Origin of the sequence: Dryocola boscaweniae (genome assembly GCF_025215095.1) — a bacterium.
Taxonomy (GTDB): Bacteria; Pseudomonadota; Gammaproteobacteria; order Enterobacterales; family Enterobacteriaceae; genus Dryocola; species Dryocola boscaweniae.
On sequence record NZ_JALHAP010000082.1, the window covers coordinates 489,949 to 511,723 of the forward strand.

At 54.5% G+C, this 21,775-nt stretch carries 24 protein-coding genes; 13 read left to right on the plus strand and 11 right to left on the minus strand.

The genetic code is table 11. From position 1 onward, the window contains the following. Window positions 1-99 precede the first annotated feature (99 nt). Both MUA00_RS19690 and MUA00_RS19695 read right to left on the minus strand, forming a co-directional pair. Window positions 100-1,071 carry a nuclear transport factor 2 family protein gene (locus MUA00_RS19690; protein ID WP_271124685.1) on the minus strand — a complete coding sequence of 324 codons (972 nt, stop codon included), beginning with the start codon at window positions 1,069-1,071 and terminating at the stop codon, window positions 100-102. Further along, a complete protein-coding gene (locus MUA00_RS19695) occupies window positions 1,068-2,138 on the minus strand; it encodes a LacI family DNA-binding transcriptional regulator (protein ID WP_271124686.1) in 1,071 nt (356 codons plus the stop codon). The genes MUA00_RS19690 and MUA00_RS19695 overlap by 4 nt, the downstream gene beginning before the upstream one ends. Before the next feature lie 369 nt (window positions 2,139-2,507). Here MUA00_RS19695 and MUA00_RS19700 point away from each other — a divergent pair, with 369 nt between their 5' ends. The 6 genes from MUA00_RS19700 to MUA00_RS19725 all read left to right on the plus strand — a co-directional run bounded on the left by MUA00_RS19700 (window position 2,508) and on the right by MUA00_RS19725 (window position 8,648). After that, window positions 2,508-3,758: an MFS transporter gene (locus MUA00_RS19700; RefSeq protein ID WP_271124687.1), complete on the plus strand. Its 1,251-nt coding sequence runs from the start codon at window positions 2,508-2,510 to the stop codon at window positions 3,756-3,758. Window positions 3,759-3,842: 84 nt separating this feature from the next. Then, on the plus strand, window positions 3,843-5,174 hold the full coding sequence (gene hisD / locus MUA00_RS19705; RefSeq protein WP_271124688.1) for a histidinol dehydrogenase: 1,332 nt from the start codon (window positions 3,843-3,845) through the stop codon (window positions 5,172-5,174). Continuing rightward, window positions 5,174-5,941, plus strand: a complete 768-nt coding sequence (locus MUA00_RS19710; protein WP_271124689.1) for an SDR family NAD(P)-dependent oxidoreductase — start codon at window positions 5,174-5,176, stop codon at window positions 5,939-5,941. The genes hisD and MUA00_RS19710 overlap by 1 nt, the downstream gene beginning before the upstream one ends. After that, entirely contained in the window at window positions 5,938-6,681 is a 744-nt protein-coding gene (locus MUA00_RS19715) for an alpha/beta fold hydrolase (RefSeq protein ID WP_271124690.1), read from the plus strand. Before MUA00_RS19710 ends, MUA00_RS19715 begins: the two co-directional genes overlap by 4 nt. Next, a complete protein-coding gene (locus tag MUA00_RS19720) occupies window positions 6,678-7,469 on the plus strand; it encodes an HpcH/HpaI aldolase family protein (RefSeq protein ID WP_271124691.1) in 792 nt (263 codons plus the stop codon). Before MUA00_RS19715 ends, MUA00_RS19720 begins: the two co-directional genes overlap by 4 nt. A gap of 12 nt (window positions 7,470-7,481) precedes the next feature. Beyond that, window positions 7,482-8,648, plus strand: coding sequence for a cupin domain-containing protein (locus MUA00_RS19725; RefSeq protein WP_271124692.1), 1,167 nt, complete (start codon window positions 7,482-7,484; stop codon window positions 8,646-8,648). An 80-nt stretch (window positions 8,649-8,728) separates the two neighbouring features. On the opposite strand, the gene bioD is transcribed toward MUA00_RS19725, so the two are convergent. The 3 genes from bioD to MUA00_RS19740 all read right to left on the minus strand — a co-directional run bounded on the left by bioD (window position 8,729) and on the right by MUA00_RS19740 (window position 11,792). Continuing rightward, complete coding sequence (gene bioD, locus MUA00_RS19730; RefSeq protein WP_271124693.1) at window positions 8,729-9,421, minus strand: dethiobiotin synthase; 693 nt, start codon at window positions 9,419-9,421, stop codon at window positions 8,729-8,731. A gap of 126 nt (window positions 9,422-9,547) precedes the next feature. Beyond that, window positions 9,548-10,765 (minus strand): sugar metabolism global transcriptional regulator Mlc, encoded by a 1,218-nt coding sequence (mlc, locus tag MUA00_RS19735; RefSeq protein ID WP_271124694.1) that lies wholly within the window; start codon window positions 10,763-10,765, stop codon window positions 9,548-9,550. Window positions 10,766-10,889: 124 nt separating this feature from the next. Continuing rightward, window positions 10,890-11,792 (minus strand): LysR family transcriptional regulator, encoded by a 903-nt coding sequence (locus MUA00_RS19740; RefSeq protein WP_271124695.1) that lies wholly within the window; start codon window positions 11,790-11,792, stop codon window positions 10,890-10,892. Between the two features lie 158 nt (window positions 11,793-11,950). Between MUA00_RS19740 and MUA00_RS19745 the strand changes: the two genes are divergently transcribed. The 5 genes from MUA00_RS19745 (at window position 11,951) to MUA00_RS19760 (ending at window position 16,433) form a co-directional block, all read left to right on the plus strand. Further along, on the plus strand, window positions 11,951-13,147 hold the full coding sequence (locus MUA00_RS19745) for an MFS transporter (protein ID WP_408639736.1): 1,197 nt from the start codon (window positions 11,951-11,953) through the stop codon (window positions 13,145-13,147). 71 nt (window positions 13,148-13,218) lie between these two features. Next, window positions 13,219-14,703: a carboxypeptidase M32 gene (locus tag MUA00_RS19750; RefSeq protein ID WP_271124697.1), complete on the plus strand. Its 1,485-nt coding sequence runs from the start codon at window positions 13,219-13,221 to the stop codon at window positions 14,701-14,703. A 172-nt stretch (window positions 14,704-14,875) separates the two neighbouring features. Next, window positions 14,876-15,199 carry an acid resistance repetitive basic protein Asr gene (gene asr / locus MUA00_RS19755; protein ID WP_271124698.1) on the plus strand — a complete coding sequence of 108 codons (324 nt, stop codon included), beginning with the start codon at window positions 14,876-14,878 and terminating at the stop codon, window positions 15,197-15,199. Window positions 15,200-15,437: 238 nt separating this feature from the next. Continuing rightward, a complete protein-coding gene (ydgU, locus tag MUA00_RS21420; protein WP_456298741.1) occupies window positions 15,438-15,518 on the plus strand; it encodes a small membrane protein YdgU in 81 nt (26 codons plus the stop codon). A gap of 108 nt (window positions 15,519-15,626) precedes the next feature. Continuing rightward, window positions 15,627-16,433, plus strand: a complete 807-nt coding sequence (locus MUA00_RS19760; RefSeq protein WP_271124699.1) for a trypsin-like serine peptidase — start codon at window positions 15,627-15,629, stop codon at window positions 16,431-16,433. 26 nt (window positions 16,434-16,459) lie between these two features. On the opposite strand, the gene mdtI is transcribed toward MUA00_RS19760, so the two are convergent. The 3 genes from mdtI to MUA00_RS19775 all read right to left on the minus strand — a co-directional run bounded on the left by mdtI (window position 16,460) and on the right by MUA00_RS19775 (window position 17,401). Beyond that, the gene (mdtI, locus tag MUA00_RS19765) at window positions 16,460-16,789 is read right to left on the minus strand and encodes a multidrug/spermidine efflux SMR transporter subunit MdtI (protein ID WP_271124700.1); all 330 of its coding nucleotides are present in this window, start codon (window positions 16,787-16,789) and stop codon (window positions 16,460-16,462) included. Then, window positions 16,776-17,150, minus strand: coding sequence for a multidrug/spermidine efflux SMR transporter subunit MdtJ (gene mdtJ, locus MUA00_RS19770; RefSeq protein WP_271124701.1), 375 nt, complete (start codon window positions 17,148-17,150; stop codon window positions 16,776-16,778). The genes mdtI and mdtJ overlap by 14 nt, the downstream gene beginning before the upstream one ends. A gap of 137 nt (window positions 17,151-17,287) precedes the next feature. Beyond that, window positions 17,288-17,401, minus strand: a complete 114-nt coding sequence (locus tag MUA00_RS19775) for a protein YdgV (RefSeq protein WP_438941037.1) — start codon at window positions 17,399-17,401, stop codon at window positions 17,288-17,290. Window positions 17,402-17,636: 235 nt separating this feature from the next. Here MUA00_RS19775 and MUA00_RS19780 point away from each other — a divergent pair, with 235 nt between their 5' ends. Continuing rightward, on the plus strand, window positions 17,637-18,671 hold the full coding sequence (locus MUA00_RS19780; protein WP_271124703.1) for an AI-2E family transporter: 1,035 nt from the start codon (window positions 17,637-17,639) through the stop codon (window positions 18,669-18,671). 160 nt (window positions 18,672-18,831) lie between these two features. Here the strand turns inward: MUA00_RS19780 and pptA are convergent, their stop codons facing one another. From pptA to MUA00_RS19795, 3 genes are all read right to left on the minus strand, one after another. Further along, entirely contained in the window at window positions 18,832-19,062 is a 231-nt protein-coding gene (gene pptA / locus MUA00_RS19785) for a tautomerase PptA (RefSeq protein WP_271124704.1), read from the minus strand. 32 nt (window positions 19,063-19,094) lie between these two features. Then, window positions 19,095-19,910 carry an arylamine N-acetyltransferase family protein gene (locus tag MUA00_RS19790; RefSeq protein ID WP_271124705.1) on the minus strand — a complete coding sequence of 272 codons (816 nt, stop codon included), beginning with the start codon at window positions 19,908-19,910 and terminating at the stop codon, window positions 19,095-19,097. A 74-nt stretch (window positions 19,911-19,984) separates the two neighbouring features. Beyond that, on the minus strand, window positions 19,985-20,602 hold the full coding sequence (locus tag MUA00_RS19795) for a glutathione S-transferase family protein (RefSeq protein WP_271124706.1): 618 nt from the start codon (window positions 20,600-20,602) through the stop codon (window positions 19,985-19,987). 70 nt (window positions 20,603-20,672) lie between these two features. Here MUA00_RS19795 and MUA00_RS19800 point away from each other — a divergent pair, with 70 nt between their 5' ends. Next, window positions 20,673-21,755, plus strand: a complete 1,083-nt coding sequence (locus tag MUA00_RS19800; RefSeq protein ID WP_271124707.1) for a LacI family DNA-binding transcriptional regulator — start codon at window positions 20,673-20,675, stop codon at window positions 21,753-21,755. The last annotated feature ends 20 nt before the right edge of the window (window positions 21,756-21,775 follow it).

The following is a 21,775-nucleotide window of genomic DNA, read 5'->3' on the forward strand; positions in this document are numbered from 1 at the left end:
ATGGCGATAATGCTTTTCTTTTATTCGGGCAATAAAATCCCCTGATAAATTAATTATCATTACCAGAAGATTTATTTTCTGAAGGGAGCCCCTCCGTGATTAATTAAAAATCTGTGACCAGATAGCTAATTCATCAATACCAAGATATTCGCGAATAATTAGGCCATCGCGTAACTCAAGCTGGCTAATGCCGGTAATTGAGACAGGACGGCGTGTTGGCGCGCCAAATTTGCCGTAACCATCATGCCAGGTTAATAGCGACCAGCGTAACGACAGCCGGACGGGTTCATTGGCATCACGGCGCACAATCAGGTGATGCAATTGCGTCTCGCAGTCGGCAAACGATGCCCGGTAGCCTGACAAAAACGCGCCTATATCCTGCTCGCCCGTGCGCAGCACGTGAGCCGGGCCGTGCAAAGTGGCGGCCGGATGATAAAGTCCCGGCACCACGCCGCTATTGCCGCCCGCCCACATAGAAAGATAGCGCTCCACCAGTCCTGCCAGCGGCCCGTCAATGTCGTCGCCTTCCGGGCCGCCCGCCCAGCGTGCATCGAGCTCTTCCGCTGGCGTATTTTCCAGCCCGATTTCCTGACGGGCATATGCCAGTTGCTGCGCAAAATCGCGCACGCTAAGCCCAATTTGCGACACGATCGCCGCGCGATCCTGTAAAAGCCACTCCTGCCTTACCGCGCCGTCGGCGCAGATACGATCCGCCCAGGTACGAACCCACACGGATTTACCGCTCGGTTTGCCAAAGAACCCTTCGCCCTGATGCTGAATGCAGGCCAGCGTGCGCTGTGCGGCGTAGTATTCGAACTCAGGCGTATGGGTGCACAAAATATCTTCGGTCAGCACGGTGCGCTGGGGAAAGCTGTGCATGGCCTCGAGCGTGAGACGCATAAATTGCGAAAGGTCGTTAAGCTGCTTTTCAGGCGTGTGGAAAACAACCGGCGTAGCGTAAAAGTCCGCCAGTTGGCCAATGTCTTTTTGCTCCCACACCACGTGGGTCAGCGTCAGAATAAACTGCTGTATTGAATCAAACTGAGGGCTAAAGCCCGGCAACCTGGTCATTCAACCTCCTGCGGCTGGAACAGAGACAATCCGTCTTTTTCGACCACGCCAGAACGCGGGCGCCGGGCCGAATGGCGCACCACCAGAACACCCGGAACCACCACCTGTTCCGGCTCAATGCTTTCGCTTTCAATCTGTTTCATCAGTAAGGCGATTGTCGCGCTCACCATCTCGTCTACCGGCTGTGAAGCAGACGTTAAAGCATAAGAAGGCCAGCCGGACGGGCCGGTATCGTCATAACCGATCACCGACACATCCTCAGGAATTCGCAGCCCAAACTCATAGCGGGCAACGTCCATCACCGTGAGCGCCATATGATCGTTTGCGGCAAAAATAGCGTCCGGCGGCTGCGGTGAGGAAAAGAGTTTACTGGCCGCACGCGCGGTTATTTTCGCATCGTAATCCCCCTGCACCACCCGTATATCCTCAATGCCTTTTTGCTTAAGAAGATTCACAAACCCGTTCTGCCGCGCCTGATTAACCGATGAGTCCGACAGCCCGGCGATATAGGCAAAGCGCTTGTGCTCACCGGCCAGTAAAAATGCGGCTATCTGGCGGGCCGCGGCTTCGTTATCGGTATTCACACTTGATGCCACGCCGTTTTCTTCGCTGCGGTTAAACAGCACTACCGGGATGCCCGCCGCCAGGCACTCTTCGGAAAGCTCAATGGATAACGACACCGAAGCCAGCACGATCCCATCGACCCGATACTGCATGATCTGGTCGAAAATCCTGTCCACGTTGCCGTCACGATCGCCCACAAACAGCAGCAGGTGATAGTTAAGTTCATCCAGCTTCTGCGCCAACGCTTCCAGCACCTGCGGATAAAACTGGTTGTCGAAATAAGACATCACCACGCCGACAATTCGTGAACGTGCGGTGTTCAGCGAACGGGCAATGGCATTAGGCCGATAGCCAAGCTCACGCGCCGCTTTAAGTACTTTTTCACGCGTTGCGGGCGAAATGCTGGCCCCCGGCGTAAAGGTTCGCGATACCGCAGATTGTGACACTCCCGCGATTTGCGCCACCTGCTGTGACGTCACGGGTCCAAAAGTCTTACGTTTCATTGTCGCTGTTCCTTATCAACATTCCCGTTATGACGCATATGAAAGAAAAACAGTAGCTTGCATCAGTTTAACGGACCGCGAGGGGAATACCAGTCTGGCCATTTTCAACCCCGCAGGAATGTCTGTTTTTTATACTTACACCATCTTTGCATGCGTATGCAACCGCCAAAATTATTTTTTTCACATTTACAAACCCGGCCTTTACAAAATTGAAACCTTTTCGTAACTTCAACCTTTGAATACGTATGCATAGAAAACAAAATACACCGTCAGTTTTACCGGTGACAGTGGGTTCAGACCTAAAAACACAACCGGTTAATGCCGTACTTGATTGGTAATAACCCATTAATTTTTAAGAGGTTCATCACCATGTTTCGTGCCCTTTTTCGTCGATCCGAAGTCAGACTCTTTTTTACTATTAGCGTACTGTTTTATATCTGTATCCACAGTATTGACGCCTTTCTCGCCCCGATGCTGGTTAGCGAAGGGATGCAGCCGGAGGTGGTGGGTATGATTATGGGGGCCAGCGGGCTTGCCACTCTGTTCGTGCGTTTTCCGATTGGCATACTTTCGGATGTGGTAAAGAGCCGTAAGATTTTTATCCAGTTCAGCCTGCTGCTGCCGCTGGTAACATGGCCGATTGCTTATCTGGAGCCTAACGCCACCACGCTCTATCTGGCCAAAGCCGCCGATGGCTTCACCGCCGCGACCTGGGTGCTTTATAACATCTTGTTTATTCGCTACTTTGATCGAAAAGACGCGCCTGCCGCCGTTGCCCTGCTCGCGCTTGCCGGGCCGCTGGGAGTCTTTCTGGGCAACTGCATTGGCGGGGCGCTGATCCACTTTTTCGACAAAAATATTGCTTACTTCGTCTCAAGCGTTGCCGCGTTGTTGGCCCTGATCCTTACGACTCGCATCAAAGAAACGCACGATGCCGCCCGGGCGCCAACTTTACGGGCCTGCATTACCAGCGCAAAGCGCCAGTTAAGCGACGGCTCCGTCTGGTTTATCGGCCTGCTGGCAACCGTTGTCATTCTCGTTCCTTTCGCCACGCGCGATACTTTAACGCCTATTTACGCCCAGCAGCTCGGGGCCAAAGCGGGCATTCTTACCCTGCTCAGCAACCTGCATCTGATTTTCTACGCGCTGGCAATCGCGCTGTGCAGCTCGGTGTTCTATAAGCGACTCGGGCTGGTTAATACGGCGATAATCGGTATTTTTCTCCAGCTCATATCCACCGTCGGCGTACCTTTTACCAGCAACATGTACCTGATTTATTTGCTGCAATCTATTGGCGGCTTCTCGTTCGGCATGGCTTTCGCGGTCTTTATGTCGCTGAGCGTAGTCAACACCGTTGAAGATGAGCAGTCCACGCGGATGGGGCTGTTTCAGACAATCTACTCCTGCGGCATGTTCGTAGGCCCGGTATTAATGGGGCTGATGCTGCAACATATTAATTTATCCTCGGGCTATTTATTGATTGGCGTCCTGACATTTATCGCGATGTTATTAACCCCGCTGGCCGCGCGCAGCGTTAATCAACGCCAGAATAAAATGGCTTTATCTCACGCGGCGACAGGAAAAATGACCACCGCACAGAATTACGGCAACAAAGCATAACCAACCCGGCCCTACTTATTAACAGCGTAACCTCCCGTTTATTCGGGCGGGCAAAACACGCCTATAAAAGCACTGGAGAACATCATGGCGCAATATTTAAAAAGCAGTAAATCTTTATCTGAACGTCAGCAGGCCAGTAAACAAGTTAGTATTGCGGTGGAAAATATACTTGCTGATATAGAACAGCGCGGTAATGAAGCCATCCGTGAATTATCGATTAAATTTGATAACTATGACCGTCAGGATTATCGCCTGTCGCCCGCTGAAATTAACGCCTGTATCAGGCAGTTGAGCCGCCAGGATATAAAAGATATCGAATTTGCCCAGCAGCAGGTTTTTAATTTTGCCAGCGCACAAAAAGAGTGCCTGTTAGATCTTGAAGTGGAAACCAGGCCTGGGGTGATTCTCGGCCATAAAAATATTCCGATTAATGCCGTGGGTTGTTATGTGCCGGGCGGCAAATATCCCCTGCTCGCTTCAGCGCATATGTCCATCATCACCGCTAATGTAGCAGGCTGCTCGCGCATCATAAGCTGCGCGCCGCCTTTTAAAGGACAGCCCGCTCCCGCTATCGTCGCGGCCCAGTCAATGGCTGGAGCTACGGAAATTTATGCTTTAGGCGGCATTCAGGCTATCGGCGCTATGGCGTTAGGAACCGATACTATCGCCCCTGTCGATATGCTGGTTGGTCCGGGTAATGCATTTGTCGCCGAGGCCAAACGTCAGCTCTTTGGCCGGGTGGGTATCGATCTGTTTGCCGGGCCCACGGAAACGCTGGTCATCGCTGACGAAAGCGTTGATGCCGAAATGTGCGCCACGGATCTGCTAGGCCAGGCAGAACACGGCGTCACTACCCCAGCTATTTTGTTGACCAACTCAATGAAGCTTGCGCAAGAGACGCTAAAAGAGGTTGAGCGCTTGCTTACGCAACTGCCTACGGCGGAAATCGCCCGCCAGGCCTGGCAGGATTATGGCGAAGTCATCGTCTGCGACAGCTACGAAGAAATGCTGCAGGAAGCCGACCGCATAGCTTCCGAACATGTGCAGGTAATGACCAGCCGCGACGATTGGTTCCTTGCCAGAATGACCAACTACGGCGCGCTGTTCCTGGGCCCACGCACCAACGTGGCTTACGGCGATAAAGTAATCGGCACCAACCACACGCTGCCAACGCAAAAAGCCGCGCGTTATACCGGCGGGCTGTGGGTCGGCAAATTTATGAAAACCTGCACCTGGCAGAAAGTACTGAGCGATGAGGCCTCCACCGAGATAGGCAGCTACTGCTCCCGCCTGTGTCAACTGGAAGGTTTCTCCGGGCATGCGGAGCAGGCCAATATTCGCGTGCGCCGCTACGGCAATCGCGACGTGCCTTATGCAGGTTCCGTTCCGGTTATCGACGTGAACGAGGCCAGCTAATGCTCACGCTTCCCTCTGCTCCTGATTTTCGTCTGGACAATCAGCGGGCGCTGGTGACCGGCGGCTCAAAAGGCATCGGCTTTGCCGCAGCGATAGCCCTTGCGCGGGCCGGTGCCCAGGTATGGATAGCCGCCAGAAACACCGCACCGTTGCGCGAGGCGGCAGAACTTGCCGCACAGGAAGGGCTGGAGTTGCACACCGTCGCCCTGGATATTACCGATACAGCCCAGGTCAGGCAGGAGCTAAGCCGGCTGCCGGATTTCGATATTCTGGTCAACAGCGCCGGGCTCGCCCGTCATCAGCCGTTTCTGGAAGTCAGCGAAGAAAATTACGACGCGGTGATGGCGCTCAACCTGCGGGCAACGTTCTTTCTAAGCCAGCAGGTTGCTCGCAGGATGAAAGCGAACCATATCCCGGGCGCCATCATTCATATCTCTTCGCAGATGGGGCATGTCGGCGGGCCTGAACGCAGCGTTTATTGCGCGTCGAAATTTGCCCTTGAAGGGCTGACTAAAACGATGGCGCTGGAACTGGGAGAGGCGGGCATTCGGGTCAACACGCTTTGCCCGACTTTTATTGCCACCGAGCTTTCCCGTGCGAGCCTGGCCGATCCGGCTTTCAGCCGCTACGTCCTCGACAATATCAAGCTTAAGCGGCTCGGAACCCTTGAGGACGTGATGGGGCCCGTGGTCTTTCTGGCTTCCCCGGCGGCGGCGTTAATTACCGGCGCCGCACTGCTGGTCGACGGCGGATGGACGGCCACATGAGCAAATCCACAAACGCTTTTCCGCGTCTGGATAATCACAGCGTTCCGCTGATTTTACTGGGCGGCACCCTGTGTAATCACCGCCTGTGGCAGCCGGTGATTAACAAGATGAATGTCAGCAGCGTAAGTAGCCTTATCGTCAGCGGCGCCGGTTCTGCTCCCGCGCTGGCAAAGCAGTTGCTCAGCGCCCTGCCGCCACGTTTTTGTCTGGCGGGATTCTCTCTCGGGGCAATCGTTGCGCTACAGATGCTGGCGAACGCACCGCATCGCATTGCCGGGCTGGCGTTACTTTCGGTTAACCCGCTTAGCGACGCGCCTGCGAACGCCGCCGGTCGACGGGCAGCGGTGCAGGATGCTGCCCGCCAGGGCATGGGAAACTGGCTGAGTGCGACAATGTGGCCGCGCTATGTCGCCCCGGTAAATCTTGCTGACCCGGCGTTGCACGCCACCATCACCCAAATGGCCGATGAGTCCGGGAATGAAACTTTTGCCCTGCAAACGGAAATCGCTATTACCCGCGCCGATAACCGCGCCGCGCTGAAAACTTTCACTGCGCCAACGCTCATCCTCAACGGCGGCTGCGACGACATCTGCACCCCGCAACATCATCTTGCCGCGGCCGAAGCGGCCCCGCACGCACGCTGGATAACCTTGCCGGACAGCGGCCATTTTCTGCCGTTAGAAGCGCCGAACAAGGTGGCAGACGCCCTGCGAAACTGGATAAAGGAGATACTTTTATGAGAAGCAACACGTTAAAGGCGGCCTTTCGCCGGCAGCAGCCGATTATCAACGGCTGGCTTGCCATCCCTTCCGGCTACAGCGCCGAAATCGCCGGGCATCAGGGCTATGATTCGGTTACCGTCGATATGCAGCACGGCATGATTGATTTCGCCAGCGCGCTGGCGATGCTTCAGGCCATCTCAGCTACGCCTGCCCTTCCGCTTGCGCGCGTTAATTCCAACGATCCCGCGCAGATTATGCGTTTGCTGGATGCCGGCGCGTGGGGGATCATCTGCCCGATGGTTTCAACGCCGGAACAGGCGCAGCAATTCGTTGCGGCCTGCCGCTATCCGCCGCTGGGCAATCGTTCTTTCGGCCCGGCGCGAGCGCTGCTGTATGGCGGCAAAGATTATCCCCGCTATGCCAACGACGAAATCCTTACGCTTGCGATGATTGAAACCCGCGAAGGATTAAAAAATCTGGACGCGATTCTGGCGACCGACGGGCTGGACGGCGTATTTATCGGCCCCAACGATCTCTCACTAACCCTGACCGGCAGCGCCTGCGCGGAATCGCAGCATCCGGAGATGCTTGCCGCCATTGAGATGGTGCTGGCCCGCAGTCGCGAGCATAACAAACTCTCCGGCATTTTCTGCACCTCCGGCCAGGCCGCGGCAGACCGCCTGGCGCAGGGCTTTAATTTTGTAACCCCCGCAAACGACGTTATGCAACTTGGCCGCGCCGCCCGTGAAGCTATCGCTCTGGCGCGCGGTGAAACCCCGTCTGCCAGCGGCTCATCTGGCTATTAAAGGAGGATTAACATGCAATATGTAACACTGACGCCCGAAGAGGCGCGCCGCCGTCTGGTGCTGCCGGAAGACCGGGTATCATGCAGCGTGGCGTTTATTGACTGTAAGCTGCCGGGCTCCCATCTCAAGCAAAACTACTCATTTATCGGCCCGGGCGTCACCCAGTCCGCCTCACAGGTGGTGAATATTCCCGAGGCGCATGGTTTTAACATTGGCGCAGCCGCCATGCCCAAAGGCGTGACCAACAATCAGCATCTGCATTTCACCTCCGAAGTTTTCCTCATTCATGAAGGAAGCTGGCGTTTTCGCTGGGGGGCGAACGGTGAGCATGAAACCGAGCTCAGCGCACCGGCGATTCTGTCGATTCCGACGTGGATTTTCCGCGGTTTTACCAACGTCAGCCCGCAGGATACCAACGGTATGGTATTCACCGTGCTGGGCGGAGATAACACCGGCGGCATTATCTGGCATCCGTCAATTCTTGAAGCCGCACGTGAATACGGCCTGTACCTGAGCCGTGACAATATGCTCATCGATGTGGAAGCAGGCGATGCCGTGCCCGCAGAAAGCGAGCTGTTACAGCCGTTGGCCCCTGAATATATCGCGGCTCTGCGGGATTACTCTGTTGAAGAAATGAAACGGCGTGCGGTGACGGGCGAACAGCGACAATGGTCAAACCAAGCGCTGCTGGACACCATTCTGCCCGGCCACGGCGCGGAACTGGCCCCGGTCATAGGCTTCGGTATTTCGCAGGATCGCAACAGCGCCCCGCCAATCGTTAATCCTCATGGATTTTCCGTAGAGTGGCTGCGTATTCAGGACCAGCACAATGTTGGGCTGCACTGTTGTCCGGATGTTCAGGTGCTGATGGTCTTTAAAGGCACCCTGCAAGTAACCTATAACCGGCAGGATGAGGAAGTGACAATTATCGCCGTGGAAGGCTCCGTTATTTCGGTGCCGGGCGGTTGCTGGCGGCGCTATCGGGCGATTGAAGGGGAAATGGAGGCCACCCTGACGACCCGGGGCGACGGGCGCAAAGCGCTCTACTGGGATCGAGACATTATCGAACAGGCGCAAACATATGACCGCTGTATCGACCCTGATGGCTACGTAGCCATTGCCAGTATTTTACCCGCCACGGCACGCCGGGCTGGTGAAAAAATCGCAAATGCAAAATAAAGAGGTTTAATTACCTGAGAGGGTCCTGCTGATACAGGCAGGCTCCTTTTTTCCTCGCCGGTTGTTCACTTCCCTGCCGTTCAATGGTCTTCTCTGACCGGGGCGCAAACATTGAGCGCTGATAAATCGATATATTGCGCGAGTTCGCGCTGCTCTGCGCGCGGCAGGTAGGGCAGCTCGCCTACCAACGGCCCGGGCAGTTTTTTACGCAGCACGTTAATAATTTCAGCGTAATGGGCAAGGCCCGGATTGATACGGTTCGCCACCCAGCCCACCAGCGGCAGACCGTCGTTGGCAATGGCCTGCGCGGTCAGCAGCGCATGGTTGATACAGCCTTCCTGAATACCCACCACCATCAATACGGGCAACTGTTCCTGAACCACCCATTCGGACAACGGACGCAGGTCGTTCATCAGGCTGCGCCAGCCGCCGGTGCCCTCAACCACCACGTGATCGGCGAGGCTCGCCAGGTTCGACAGGCCGTCGGACAGTAAGGTGTAGTTGACCGGACAGCTATGGTTTACGCTGCTTTCCTCGGCGCTCAGGGCAATAGGATTAATGGCGCTATAAGGCAAAGTCAGCGACGAAACGCTTTGCAGAACCAGCGCGTCTTTATTACGCAAACCGTCTGGCGTCTCTTTGCTCCCTTTGGCTACCGGCTTGTAGCCGACAACACATTTGCCACTGGCCGCCAGCGCCTGCAGCAAGGCGCGAGACACCACCGTCTTGCCGACTGCAGTATCGGTACCTGTGATAAAGAAACGCTTAAGCATGGTAACTCCCGGGGTATGACACAAAAAACTCGTTAAAAATTTGAATAATTCAGTTCCGGAAGTCTAAAAGAAGAGTGGAATGACCAGATTGAGATAGCGCAATTTTTAGTGGAACAATGAAAATGATTATCCTTGCAGCAGGCGAATCAGTAACGAACCGTTATACATTGCGTCTTTCACCAGCGCCGCTCCCGCCATCGTGCCGCGGTGATTGTACTGGGTGCTTTCGACAACCATATGCTCGCTGTAGGCGGGTAAAGCCTGCTGACGGATGCAGCTTGTAATAGCCGGATGAAGAATGTCCGCTGCGCGATTAAGCGGCGAACCTATCAGAATCTTTTGAGGATTAAACAAATTCACCATGATGGCGAGGATGCGCCCTACGTTCACGCCAACGCCAAGAATAATATCTTTAGCGAGAAGATCGCCCTGCAGGGCCGCGTCGCAAAGCGATTCTACGGTGAGAGGCTGTTCGTGCAGCATCGAGCCCATGGACTGATTCATTCGCAACTGGGCCAGTTCCAGCACGCTTTCTATGCTGGCGATGGTTTCCAGGCAGCCGTGGTTGCCGCAGTAACAGCGCTTCCCGTAAGGATCGACCTGCGTATGACCAATCTCTACCAGACTGCTGCTGCCCGCGTGCAACAGGCGGCCATCGGTGATAACCCCGGCCCCCACGTTGTGATCGATAACCACCTGAATCACATCACGTGCGCCACGTGAAGCGCCGAACAGCCCTTCGGCCATGGTCCAGGCGCTGATGTCATGCTGAATAAACACCGGCACGCCGGTATGGTTTTCCAGCACTTCCCCCAGCGGCATATCGCAAACGTCGTAAAAAGGCATGCGGTGAACAATCCCGCGTACCGTATCGATAATACCCGGCAGGGTAATGGCGATGGCGGTCAGGCGTTCGAGTTTGTCCTGATGACGAATAAAGAATTGATCCACCTGGCTGATGATGCGTTCAAGGAGAGGATCTGGGTCTTGCGTCGGGAGAGAAACGGTGTCTTCAATAATTAGCTGGCTACTGAGGTCGTGCAGGCCAAGCGAAATTTCGCCGCGGTTAATGCGTACCGAAAGATAATGCCAGGCTTCGGTCTCAAGCATTAGCCCCACCGCCGGGCGGCCACGGCTGCCGGGGTCCTGAATTTCTGTTTCCTGCACCAGATGCGCTTCAAGCATTTCGCGCACGATTTTAGTGATGCTGGCGGGAGCAAGCTGCGCCAGACGAGAAAGATCGATACGCGACACCGGGCCATGGTTATCAATGAGGCGGTAAACCACGCCTGCATTCGTTTGCTTAATCTGATCGATATGGCCCGGTTGGCTATCAGCAACCACGTGGTACTCCCTTTATTTTCGCGCTTCGAAATAAACTTTTGGCTATGGTGAAACACTTCAAGCGGGCTAGTCAAATATTTACGTAGGGTTGTGATTTACCGCACATAATAGGCTGGATTTGCGCTTATTTTAGCCCGGACGTCGCCTCGGTTAGCAGAGCGCTGATACGAAGTGCTGCGCTGGAAAGTTCACGATGTTTTGGCCATACCAGCCACATTTCCGATCGGGCCTCCTGCTCCTGCAAAGGCAGCCACACAACATCGCTGACCCGCACACGCTTAAATGAGGCGGGCAAAATCGATACCCCAAGCCCCGCCGAAACCAGGCCGATAATCGTCATCGCTTCCCCCACTTCCTGAGTGATATAAGGCGAAATATTGAAGCGGTGCAGCAGACCAAGAATATCGTCATACAGGCCGGTTCCCACGTGCGGGTCAAAGAACACAAAGGGCTCGTGCGCCAGCGCCTGCAGGGAAATGGATGCAGACCCGGCCAGCGGATGGTCGCGGTGCACCATCGCCAGCAGGGGTTCGCGCAGCACCAGCTTCCATTCGAGCGTATCCGGCAGGCGCGTATTACGCATTAGCCCCAGCTCCAGCTCGCCGTCGTTAAGCGGCGCGATTTGCTGGCGCGTATTGATTTCGCGCATCTGGATATGAACATCCGGGTAGCGTTTTCTGAACGTTGAAAGACTGTCTGAAACGCCTTTAATAAACGGCGCGGAAGAGGTAAATCCTATGCGTAGCTCCCCTGTTTCCCCGTGATGCAAACGTTCGGCGCGTGCCGCCGCCGCTTCAACTTGTCCGAGGATCTGGCGCGCATCGGTCAAAAATTGCAGACCTGCCGCCGTAAGGTTCACGCTACGGTTGGTGCGCGCCAGCAGCCTTGCGCCGATTTGCTGTTCAAGGATCTGGATTTGCTGGCTCAAAGGAGGCTGTGAGATCCGTAAACGCGCGGCGGCACGCCCAAAATGCAGCTCTTCCGCTACCGCCACAAAATAGCGCAGGTGCCGTAATTCAATATTCATATTTTAAACATATCAATTGAGATTATTAATATATTAGACAGAACATTCGCCGTTTTCTACTCTGGAAAGACGCAAGCAACACACTATCGTTCTAAGGATTGATCTTGAGCCGTACATCCTCCGTTAGCGCCGACTCGGCACAGGGCGTTGACGAACATATTTCTGCAAGGCCGGCAACTTACATTAAACGTGGTTCATCCCAATTTATGCGCGTTACCCTGGCGCTTTTCTCCGCCGGTCTGGCCACGTTTGCCCTGCTTTACTGCGTGCAGCCTATCTTGCCGGTGCTCTCGCAAGAATTCGGCGTTACCCCCGCCAGCAGCAGTATTTCCCTGTCGATATCAACCGCCATGCTCGCCATAGGTTTGCTGTTCACCGGGCCGCTTTCCGATGCTGTCGGGCGCAAACCCGTTATGGTTACGGCTTTACTGCTCGCCTCGTGCTGCACGTTACTTTCCACGATGATGACAAGCTGGCACGGCATTTTGATGATGCGCGCGCTGATTGGTCTTTCTCTAAGCGGCGTTGCCGCCGTCGGCATGACTTACCTTAGCGAAGAAATTCACCCAAGCGTCGTAGCCTTCTCAATGGGGCTTTATATTAGCGGAAACTCCATCGGCGGCATGAGCGGCCGACTGTTAAGCGGCGTTATCACGGACTTTTTCAACTGGCGCATTGCGGTTGCGGCGATTGGCTGTTTTGCTCTGGCCTCTGCGCTGATGTTCTGGAAAATCCTGCCGGAATCCCGACACTTCCGCCCCTCTTCACTGCGCCCTAAAACGCTATTTATTAATTTCCGCCTGCACTGGCGAGACCAGGGCCTGCCGCTGCTGTTCGCCGAAGGTTTTCTGCTGATGGGGGCGTTTGTCACGCTGTTTAACTACATCGGTTATCGCCTGATGGAAGCGCCGTGGTTTTTAAGCCAGGCGGTGGTGGGTTTGCTTTCGGTCGCTTATTTGACGGGCACCTGGAGCTCGCCGAAAGCCGGAGCGATGACGACAAAATTTGGCCGCGGCCCGGTCATGATCTTCTCAACCGGCGTGATGCTGCTGGGCCTGATCCTTACCGTGTTCTCGCCGCTGCTGGTGATTTTCGCCGGCATGCTATTGTTCTCGGCCGGTTTCTTTGCGGCGCACTCCGTTGCCAGCAGTTGGATTGGGCCGCGCGCGAAACGCGCCAGAGGCCAGGCATCGTCACTTTATCTGTTCAGCTATTACCTCGGTTCAAGCCTCGCGGGTACGCTGGGCGGCGTGTTCTGGCATCAGTTCGGCTGGTACGGCGTCGCCGGTTTTATCGGCTCATTGCTGGTGATTGCTTTACTGGTCGGCAACCGTCTGCATCATCGCGCGCACTAACCGCTGGCGGGCCTCGTTTTTATTAACGCTTTTTGCTATTTTCGCTGCGTTAACAACACTCACGAGGCCCTATGGAAAAGCAAAACTATAACCATCTCACCCGCACCTTCCAGCGCCTGTCCCGCTTCGGACATCTCTCCGCCATCGCCGGATGGGACATGTTCACCAACATGCCGCCGAACGGCAGCGCAGCCCGCGGTGAAGCGCTCGCCGAACTGAGCGTGCTACAGCATCAAATCCTGACCGATAAAAAAATTGCCACTCTGCTGCAGGCCGCCGCTCAGGAGGATCTGAATGACGTTGAGCGCGCCAACCTCCGTGAAATGACTCGTCAGTACCAGGAAGCGGTTCTGCTGCCGGACTCGCTGGTTGAGGAAAAGTCGCTGGTGGGCACCCGTTGCGAACACGGCTGGCGCACGCAGCGTCCGGCCAACGACTGGCGGGGCTTCTCAGCTAATCTGAAAGAAGTGGTTCGCGTCAGCCGCGAAGAGGCGAAACTGCGTTCGGAAGCCAAAGGGATCTCCCGCTACGATGCGCTTCTCGACCTTTACGAACCGGGCATGACCAGCGCGAAACTCGACGTGCTGTTTGGTGATTTGCGCGCCTGGCTGCCGGGCCTGTTGCAAACCGTAGTGGAAAAACAGGCAAAACAGTCGGTTATCGTACCGGCAGGCCCGTTTGCTACCGGCGCCCAGCGCGAACTTGGCCTTGAAACTATGCAGCTTCTCGGCTTCGATTTTAACGGCGGACGCCTGGACGTAAGCGCGCATCCTTTCTGCGGCGGCGTGCCTGAAGATGTGCGTATCACAACCCGCTACGATGAAAACGATCTGGTCAGCTCGCTGTTTGGGGTTATCCATGAAACCGGTCACGCAAGCTATGAGCAAAACCTGCCGCGTGAATGGTTGGGTCAGCCGGTTGCTCTTGCCCGTTCAACGGCCATTCATGAATCACAAAGTCTGTTCTTTGAAATGCAGCTTGGCCGCAGCAAAGAATTCCTCAAGCTGCTGTTGCCAGGGGTTGTGGCTCGTTTTGGCGCACAGCCTGCTTTCGATGAGCAAAACTTTATTGCAGTAAACCAGCGGGTTGAGCGTGGTTATATCCGCGTGGATGCCGATGAAGTGAGCTACCCGGCGCACATTGTGCTGCGTTATGAGATTGAACGAGCGCTAATTGAAGGGGATATTGAAGTGGAAGACATCCCCGCGCTGTGGGATGAAAAAATGCAGCACTGGCTGGGGCTGTCGACCAAAGACAACTACCGCAACGGCTGCATGCAGGATATTCACTGGACCGACGGCGCGTTCGGCTACTTCCCGTCGTACACGCTGGGCGCCATGTACGCCGCACAATTGTTCAACGCGGCAAAACGCGCGCTGCCGCAGCTTGAAAGCGACATTTCAGCAGGCGACTTTACGGCGCTGTTCGACTGGCTGCGCCAGAACATCTGGCAGCACGGCAGTCGCTTTACCACGTCGCAACTGATTATCAATGCGACAGGCGAAGATCTTAACCCGCTGTATTTCCGCAAACATTTAGAAGCGCGTTACCTGTAAGCCTTTTCGCCGGGAAGGCAAATTCCCGGCGATTTTCCTCCCCCATCCTCTTTGTACATTCCGTTACACGCCGATACCAATCACTCACTGAAGGCGCTGAACGACAAGCCTATAGTTCATCTCAACGGCCCCGCAGTGGGGTTCACACACAAACAAATTCGAGGATGTCGAGATGAATAAAGTATTAGCTCTGGCTGTTGCAGCGCTCATGGGTCTGTCTTCTGCTGCTTTCGCTGCTGACACCGCCGCAGCACCTGCGCCTGCTGCTACCGCTGCGGCTCCGGCTAAAGCGCCAGCTAAAACCACCCATCACAAAAAGCACAAAAAAGCCGCTACCGAACAGAAAGCTCAGGCTGCCAAAAAGCACCACAAGAAAGCGGTAAAAACTGAAGCAGCAAAACCCGCTCAGACCGAGCAGAAAGCGCAGGCTGCTAAAAAGCACCACAAAAAAGCGACCCACGCTGCGACCAAACCCGCTGCCCAACCAGCAGCATAAGTTTGTCGGGGCATCCCGAAATTAAAGTCTCTATGAAAACACCCGGCTCGCCGGGTGTTTAATTTGATGACAAACCTTTCGGCGCCACAAAAATAAAGGGTGCCGTCATTTAAAAAACAAGGAAAATCAATTCATTGATTTTCGGCTACAACCACAAAGAGGAAAAAATCACGCTTTTTCCTTCTTTGTCAGCAACCTGACGCTCGCTTCGCGGGTGCTTAGTTCTGGAGTCCGGGCGATGTTGCGACGCTACGGTTTTGAAATCATCCTTTCTGTACTGATTATTTGCGGCATTATTACGTTTAGCTTCTGGATTTAAAGGCGTAGTACGCTGTTTTTACTCCCACTTTCGGCGCGACCCGTCTATAGTTACCCCATCCAACGGGTTTACACAAAAATCATAATTAATCGCCCCATAGAGAGTGATATGCGCAAAAAAGTTGTATGGCTGTTAGGAGCTCTGTGTTTATTACCGGCACTATCCCATGCGGATGAAGACAGCGCCAGGGATGTAAAAACGTTGTTTTTTGGCAACGATGACCGCACCCGCGTGCCCGATCCCGAAAACTCCCCCTGGGATGCTATCGGCCAACTGGAAACCGCCAGCGGCAATTTATGCACCGCAACCTTAATTTCTCCCCATCTGGCCTTAACCGCCGGACATTGCCTTCTGCAGCCTCCACGCGGCAAACCCGACAAAGCCGTGGCGCTACGTTTTATCTCGGCTCAGGGGAAATGGCGTTATGAAATTCACGATATTGAAGGCCGCGTAGAAAGCACCCTTGGACGGCGTCTGAAAGCCGACGGAGACGGCTGGATTGTCCCGCCCGGCGCGGCGCCGCACGATTTCGGCCTGGTTATTTTGCATAATCCTCCGTCCGGCATCACTCCCCTTCCTCTGTTTGAAGGCGATCGCGACGCCCTGACCGAAGCGTTAAAAGCGCAAAATCGGCAGGTTACGCAGTCCGGCTATCCTGAAGATCATCTGGACGATCTCTATAGCCATAACCATTGTCTGATAACCGGCTGGGCGCAAAAAACAGTCCTGTCGCATCAGTGCGACACGCTGCCGGGCGACAGCGGTTCACCCCTGATGCTTAAAACCGATAACGGCTGGCAGTTGATTGCCGTACAAAGCTCCGCCCCTGCGGCAAAAGACCGCTACCGCGCTGATAACCGGGCCATTTCAGTCACCGGTTTTCGGGATCGGTTAGAAGCGCTGGCAAGCCAGTAGCCTGGCCTGTGCCAGGCTACGCAGCTTCAGGCGACTTTAATGATTATCATACCTGCCAGCAAAAAAAGCAGTCCCAGCCAGCCTTTACGGTTCAGGCGCTGCCCGTAAAGTATCCAGCCGGCGGCAACCGTCGCGGCAATACCAAAACCGCCCCACAGCGCATACGCGACTGAAAGTTCAATGCCCTTAACCGCCTGCGCCAGCGCGCTAAACGCGGCAAGCACCGCGAATAAAGAAAGCACGCCGTAGAGGGGCCGCCGGAAGCCGTCAGACTGTTTAAGAAAAATGTTTGCTGCAATTTCAAGCACGATGGCCGTCAGTAACCAGGCTGCATGAACCCATTCAAGCGATGGCATGGTCACCTCCCCGCGCCGTCCGATCCTTGCGAACCTTCTTTACGCTGGTTCCCGATTTAATCAGCACAATGCCCACCACCAGCGTGGTCAAACCGATAATTTTCAGCGCTGAAATGGATTCATCAAACAGCATTACGCTAAACAGCGTAATAAATAAAATACCGATGCCTTCCCACATCGCATAGGCTACGCCAAGCGCAATACGTTTAATGGAAAAGGACAGCAAAATATAAGACAGGGAAATCATCACCAGCATGAAAATATAACCGCCGTTATTATTACTCACGCTTGACCATTTCATCGACAAGGTGCCGATAATTTCAGCAGCAATAGCCAGAACTAATAAAATCCAGTAAATCATGGTTTCTCTCCTGACAGAGAAAATAACGATGCCGCAGCTTTAACAATCGTAATGAACGATGAAAAAACCGAACAAAAAATATCAGATAGCCTTACAGCGCACGGGATGTGCGTGGCGGCCAAAGCAGGAGAGCGGAACTATAGCGCGTTGCGCCAGTGTTGTTCACCGGAAAGGAAGAAAGCGGAAGAAACAGCAATAGAGAGGTTCATTAATAACGTTTTGAACAGCTTGTTCGTAAACATAATGTCCATAATATTCACAACATATCCGCGGTATTGCTTCTCATCGGTTGCGGATAATAAATTGTCCTCGGTAGTAAAACACGCCGAATTTGTACCATAATTGATAGGGTCTTCGCGTTCCCTTTTCATTTCTTTACGCTAGCGTTTAATAAACTATTATCGCATGCGCCGTATTATCGCGATAATTAACAGGAATGACGTGTGCCGGAAACGCTCCCGCACATCCATATGGAGAGCCTCAAGAATGGCAAAACCCATCATTACCCTCCGCGGTTTAAAAGCCGTCATTATGCTCGGTATGCTGGTCGTCATCATGGCGGGCATAAAAGTGGCGGCGGACATTATTGTGCCCTTTATTCTGGCGCTGTTTATTTCGGTTATCCTGAACCCGGTTATCCATCGTCTTGAAAAATTACGCGTTCCCAGAGTGCTGGCGATCTCGCTGGTTGTTGCGATCATCGTGTTATCAATGGCGCTGCTGTTAGCCTATCTGGGCACCTCGCTCAACGAGCTGGCTCGCACCCTGCCGCAGTACCGTTCCTCGCTGATAGCTCCCCTGCAAATGCTTGAGCCCTGGCTGCAACGCGCGGGGATTGTGATATCCGTTGATGAATTGCTCAGGTATATCGACCCCAACGCGGCGATGACGCTCGTCACCAGCCTCATTACGCAGCTTTCAAACGCCATGACCTCTCTTTTCCTGCTGCTGTTGACCGTGGTGTTTATGCTGACGGAAGTACCGCAGCTCCCCATAAAACTTCAGCAGTTGATGGCTCGCCCCACAGAAGGAATGGGCGCCATTCAACGAGGGCTGGATAGCGTCAGCCACTATCTGGTGCTGAAAACGGCCATCAGTCTGGTGACGGGCCTGGTGATATGGGCCATGCTGGTCATGCTTGACGTACGCTTTGCTTTTGTCTGGGCGCTGCTCGCCTTCTCGCTAAATTACATCCCGAATATCGGCTCGGTCCTCGCGGCTATTCCGCCCGTCGCGCAGGTTCTGGTGTTCAGCGGTTTTTATGACGCGCTAATTGTGGTGACGGGTTATCTGGCGATAAACCTTGTGTTCGGTAACATCATTGAGCCACGCATGATGGGGCGCGGTTTAGGTTTATCCACGCTGGTGGTGTTTTTATCGCTGATATTCTGGGGCTGGCTGCTTGGCCCTGTCGGCATGCTGCTCTCTGTTCCCCTTACCATCGTGGTAAAAATAGCGCTTGAGCAGACGAACGGCGGCAAAAGCATCGCGGTATTGCTCAGCGACGTGAGTAAAGCTTAAAAGACATCACTCGCGGCGAAATCAGCTCCCGGACAAGATCTACATAGAATCCCACAGAGTTATCCACCGATTTTGTGGATAACTTTTTTGGCGTCTTCCGCTTTCGCATGCCTGAAGATGATGAGCACACGAGGGAGTATTCTCCCTCGTTATGCCAAAACTACATGCTGTAGCCCGGTTTTTTGGCGAGCGTATCAAGCGCAGGCTTTATCTCTGTGTCGTAAACATCCTCTTTCCAGCGGTCTTGTTCCACCGGCACTAACGCAACCGAAAGCGAAGCGTCCTTCGAGCTAAAATGCTTTTTAACAACGTCGCTGAGATCTTCCGCCAGAGCCTGTTTCTGCTCGTCTGTCAGTTCACGCGGGAAATATTTAACGGTGATATGTGGCACAGCTTTTCTCCATAGTCGTGGTGAGTTTGTCGTTACCGGGCACTGATTAAATTAAACGCGGCGGCAAAAGTTTCACAGTCGATGCCGTGTTTTGGGGAATCCAGGCGCAAACCCAAACGGGATTGCAGCGTCTGATATACGGCGGCCGCATCGGCCAGCTCGTGCTTTTCGCCGCCAACCGTGAGCTGGCGGTTGCTTAGCGTGACGGTGCTGCCGTTATGAACATGCAGGCAGAGCATCAGATGATGACGAAAATGCGACTCCGGCCAGGTCGCGACATAATGGTTCGCTACTTCGTAGTCCGCGAAATATTGCGGCTGCAAATCGAAGCGGTAAAGCGGTAGCCAGTCGCCGCCTTCTCGCAGGCTAAGCAGATAATCTTCATCAAGACGTGTAAGACGATATGTGCCGTGCGGAGTGGTTTGCTCGCTATTAAGTTCAAAACGCAGCGGGGCGGTGAGCGTTTTGCCGCCAAAACCCACATCCGTCAGCCAGCGTTCGCGCCCAACCGTCACGAGCTGCAATCGATGGGTGCGGGCAGGCACCCGCTCCGGGCGCGCAATCAGCACTCGCGCCGCTAAATCTTCCACCTGATAACCTATTGCCAGCAGCGCACGGCGCAGCAATGCGTTTTGTTCATAGCAATAGCCGCCCCGCCCGGCCGTCACCAGCTTTTCGAACACGCTGTCATCATCAAGCAAAATTCTTCGCCCCAGAAGCACGTCCAGATTTTCGAAAGGAATGGCGCAGGTATGCAGCAAGTGCAACTGCCGCAGCGTATGCAAATCCGGCGCGAAATTGCCTGAAAAATGAATACGCGCGAAGTAAGCATTCAGATCAAAAGCCATGGGACAAATTCCGTTGCGATGAAAGTCTTGTCACTATAAAGGATTAGCTTCGCGCCATATGATCGATGGTGCGATCACAGCATCTCATTACGGCTTAGCACGTCCTGAAACTCCTTACGCTGGCGCATCTTCTGCGCAATGGCGAACAGCTTCGGCGTATGCTCCTCAAACCATTGCTGGCGTGGCCGCCAGTTAATCATCGCCGCGGGATACGCGTCCAGCAGCGTGATTTTTTCACCAAAAATATAGGGCCCGCTGCTGACCTGAGACTCCAGCCAAAGATAAAGCTGCTCGCGATAATGATTTGTGCTGATAAGAAGCTCCTCTGCGCCGCTTTGCGTCCAGCGGGGAGGATTATCGCCGTAGGTGAAAGTGGGATAAACATTGGCGACAAACCAGACCAGCAGCCGATAAAAACGCTGGCGCTCCGGCGTGTCCGCAGGCGGCGCCATCTCCGGATGCTTATCAAGCAGCATCAGCGCGATAGCCGCGGTTTCGGTCATGACAGCGCCATCTTCAAGCATCAGCGTCGGCACCTGGCCCAGCGGGTTGAGCGTTAACAGCGCATCGCGTTGCGGGCCGGGCTCCTCGAATCCCTCAACGTTTTTCCACTTATAAGGTTCATTCGTCAGGATGAACATAATTTCAACAATCGCCGAGCCGCATCCCGGCGCACCGTAGAGTTTGTACATGATGCTCTCCTGTCTAAAGTGATTAAGTGTAGAATACCTCCGGACTTTAAGAGCGATAAGGAAACCCGGCATGAAACCCAAGTCAGTAACGCTTTACGATGTGGCGGAATATGCCGATGTTTCCTATCAGACCGTTTCCCGGGTGATTAACCAGGCCAGCCACGTTTCCGAAAAAACGCGTCTGAAAGTTGAGGCGGCGATGGTCGCGCTAAATTACGTACCCAACCGCGTAGCGCAGCAGTTAGCCGGGAAACTGAGCCAGACCATTGGCCTCGCCACCACCAACCTTTCGCTTCACGCCCCTTCGCAAATTGTTGCGGCTATCAAAACTCAGGCTGGCAGCATGAACTTCAACGTGGTTATCTCCATGATTGAAAAACCAGGGCTTGCGGCCTGTAAAACAGCGGTCAACAGCTTGCTTTCACAGCGCGTAGACGGGCTGATTGTTAATATCCCTCTCGAAAACGAAGAAGCGCAGGCGGTAAAAGAAACCTGCGCCAACGTGCCTGCGCTGTTTCTGGATGTCTCCCCGGACCTGGATGCCAACACTATTATTTTCGATCCCAACGAAGGCGCGCGTCTGGGCGTTGAACACCTCATTGAACTTGGGCATCAACACATCGCGTTGCTCACCGGGCCGCTGACGTCGATTTCAGCCCGCCTGCGTTTTGAAGGCTGGAAGAAAACGCTGAGCGCGCACAAGCTGGAAGCCGTTGCGATAATGGAAGGCGACTGGAGTTCGCTTTCAGGCTATGAACAGGTTTCCAGACTGCTGCGCGAGGGTAAGATGCCGGGCGGGATTATCGTCGCCAACGACCAGATGGCCCTTGGCGCGCTGCGCGCGCTTTCCGAACAGGGTTTAGCGGTGCCGGCAGACGTGTCCGTGGTGGGCTATGACGATACCGAAGACAGCGCCTGTTTTATTCCCCCGCTCACCACCATTAAGCAGGATTTCAGAAATCTGGGTAAGGCAAGCGTGAATCGCCTGCTTGAACTGATTCACAAGCCAGCGACGCAGCCACAGCCGCAGGTGCTGCCCGTTACGCTTGTGGAGCGCAAAACCACCGCTGCTCCCGGCGGGAACGCCCCTTCCGCTCAGGCGCTTGCGGATGCGCTGGTAGCGCTCGCGCACCAGGTCGGAAGATTGGGCTAACGGTTTTCCCCGGTTTATCC

Excerpts from the sequence above, each read along its gene's own strand:
- MUA00_RS19775 (WP_438941037.1), bottom strand. The coding sequence starts at position 17,401 with ATGGACATTATGTTTACGAACAAGCTGTTCAAAACGTTATTAATGAAC.
- MUA00_RS19800 (WP_271124707.1), top strand. The coding sequence starts at position 20,673 with ATGAAACCCAAGTCAGTAACGCTTTACGATGTGGCGGAATATGCCGAT.
- MUA00_RS19700 (WP_271124687.1), top strand. The coding sequence starts at position 2,508 with ATGTTTCGTGCCCTTTTTCGTCGATCCGAAGTCAGACTCTTTTTTACT.
- asr (WP_271124698.1), top strand. The coding sequence starts at position 14,876 with ATGAATAAAGTATTAGCTCTGGCTGTTGCAGCGCTCATGGGTCTGTCT.
- MUA00_RS19790 (WP_271124705.1), bottom strand. The coding sequence starts at position 19,910 with ATGGCTTTTGATCTGAATGCTTACTTCGCGCGTATTCATTTTTCAGGC.
- MUA00_RS19710 (WP_271124689.1), top strand. The coding sequence starts at position 5,174 with ATGCTCACGCTTCCCTCTGCTCCTGATTTTCGTCTGGACAATCAGCGG.
- MUA00_RS19690 (WP_271124685.1), bottom strand. The coding sequence starts at position 1,071 with ATGACCAGGTTGCCGGGCTTTAGCCCTCAGTTTGATTCAATACAGCAG.
- hisD (WP_271124688.1), top strand. The coding sequence starts at position 3,843 with ATGGCGCAATATTTAAAAAGCAGTAAATCTTTATCTGAACGTCAGCAG.
- MUA00_RS19720 (WP_271124691.1), top strand. The coding sequence starts at position 6,678 with ATGAGAAGCAACACGTTAAAGGCGGCCTTTCGCCGGCAGCAGCCGATT.
- MUA00_RS19760 (WP_271124699.1), top strand. The coding sequence starts at position 15,627 with ATGCGCAAAAAAGTTGTATGGCTGTTAGGAGCTCTGTGTTTATTACCG.
- MUA00_RS19695 (WP_271124686.1), bottom strand. The coding sequence starts at position 2,138 with ATGAAACGTAAGACTTTTGGACCCGTGACGTCACAGCAGGTGGCGCAA.
- MUA00_RS19795 (WP_271124706.1), bottom strand. The coding sequence starts at position 20,602 with ATGTACAAACTCTACGGTGCGCCGGGATGCGGCTCGGCGATTGTTGAA.
- mdtJ (WP_271124701.1), bottom strand. The coding sequence starts at position 17,150 with ATGATTTACTGGATTTTATTAGTTCTGGCTATTGCTGCTGAAATTATC.
- MUA00_RS19740 (WP_271124695.1), bottom strand. The coding sequence starts at position 11,792 with ATGAATATTGAATTACGGCACCTGCGCTATTTTGTGGCGGTAGCGGAA.
- MUA00_RS19780 (WP_271124703.1), top strand. The coding sequence starts at position 17,637 with ATGGCAAAACCCATCATTACCCTCCGCGGTTTAAAAGCCGTCATTATG.
- MUA00_RS19715 (WP_271124690.1), top strand. The coding sequence starts at position 5,938 with ATGAGCAAATCCACAAACGCTTTTCCGCGTCTGGATAATCACAGCGTT.
- MUA00_RS19750 (WP_271124697.1), top strand. The coding sequence starts at position 13,219 with ATGGAAAAGCAAAACTATAACCATCTCACCCGCACCTTCCAGCGCCTG.
- ydgU (WP_456298741.1), top strand. The coding sequence starts at position 15,438 with ATGTTGCGACGCTACGGTTTTGAAATCATCCTTTCTGTACTGATTATT.
- MUA00_RS19725 (WP_271124692.1), top strand. The coding sequence starts at position 7,482 with ATGCAATATGTAACACTGACGCCCGAAGAGGCGCGCCGCCGTCTGGTG.
- mdtI (WP_271124700.1), bottom strand. The coding sequence starts at position 16,789 with ATGCCATCGCTTGAATGGGTTCATGCAGCCTGGTTACTGACGGCCATC.
- bioD (WP_271124693.1), bottom strand. The coding sequence starts at position 9,421 with ATGCTTAAGCGTTTCTTTATCACAGGTACCGATACTGCAGTCGGCAAG.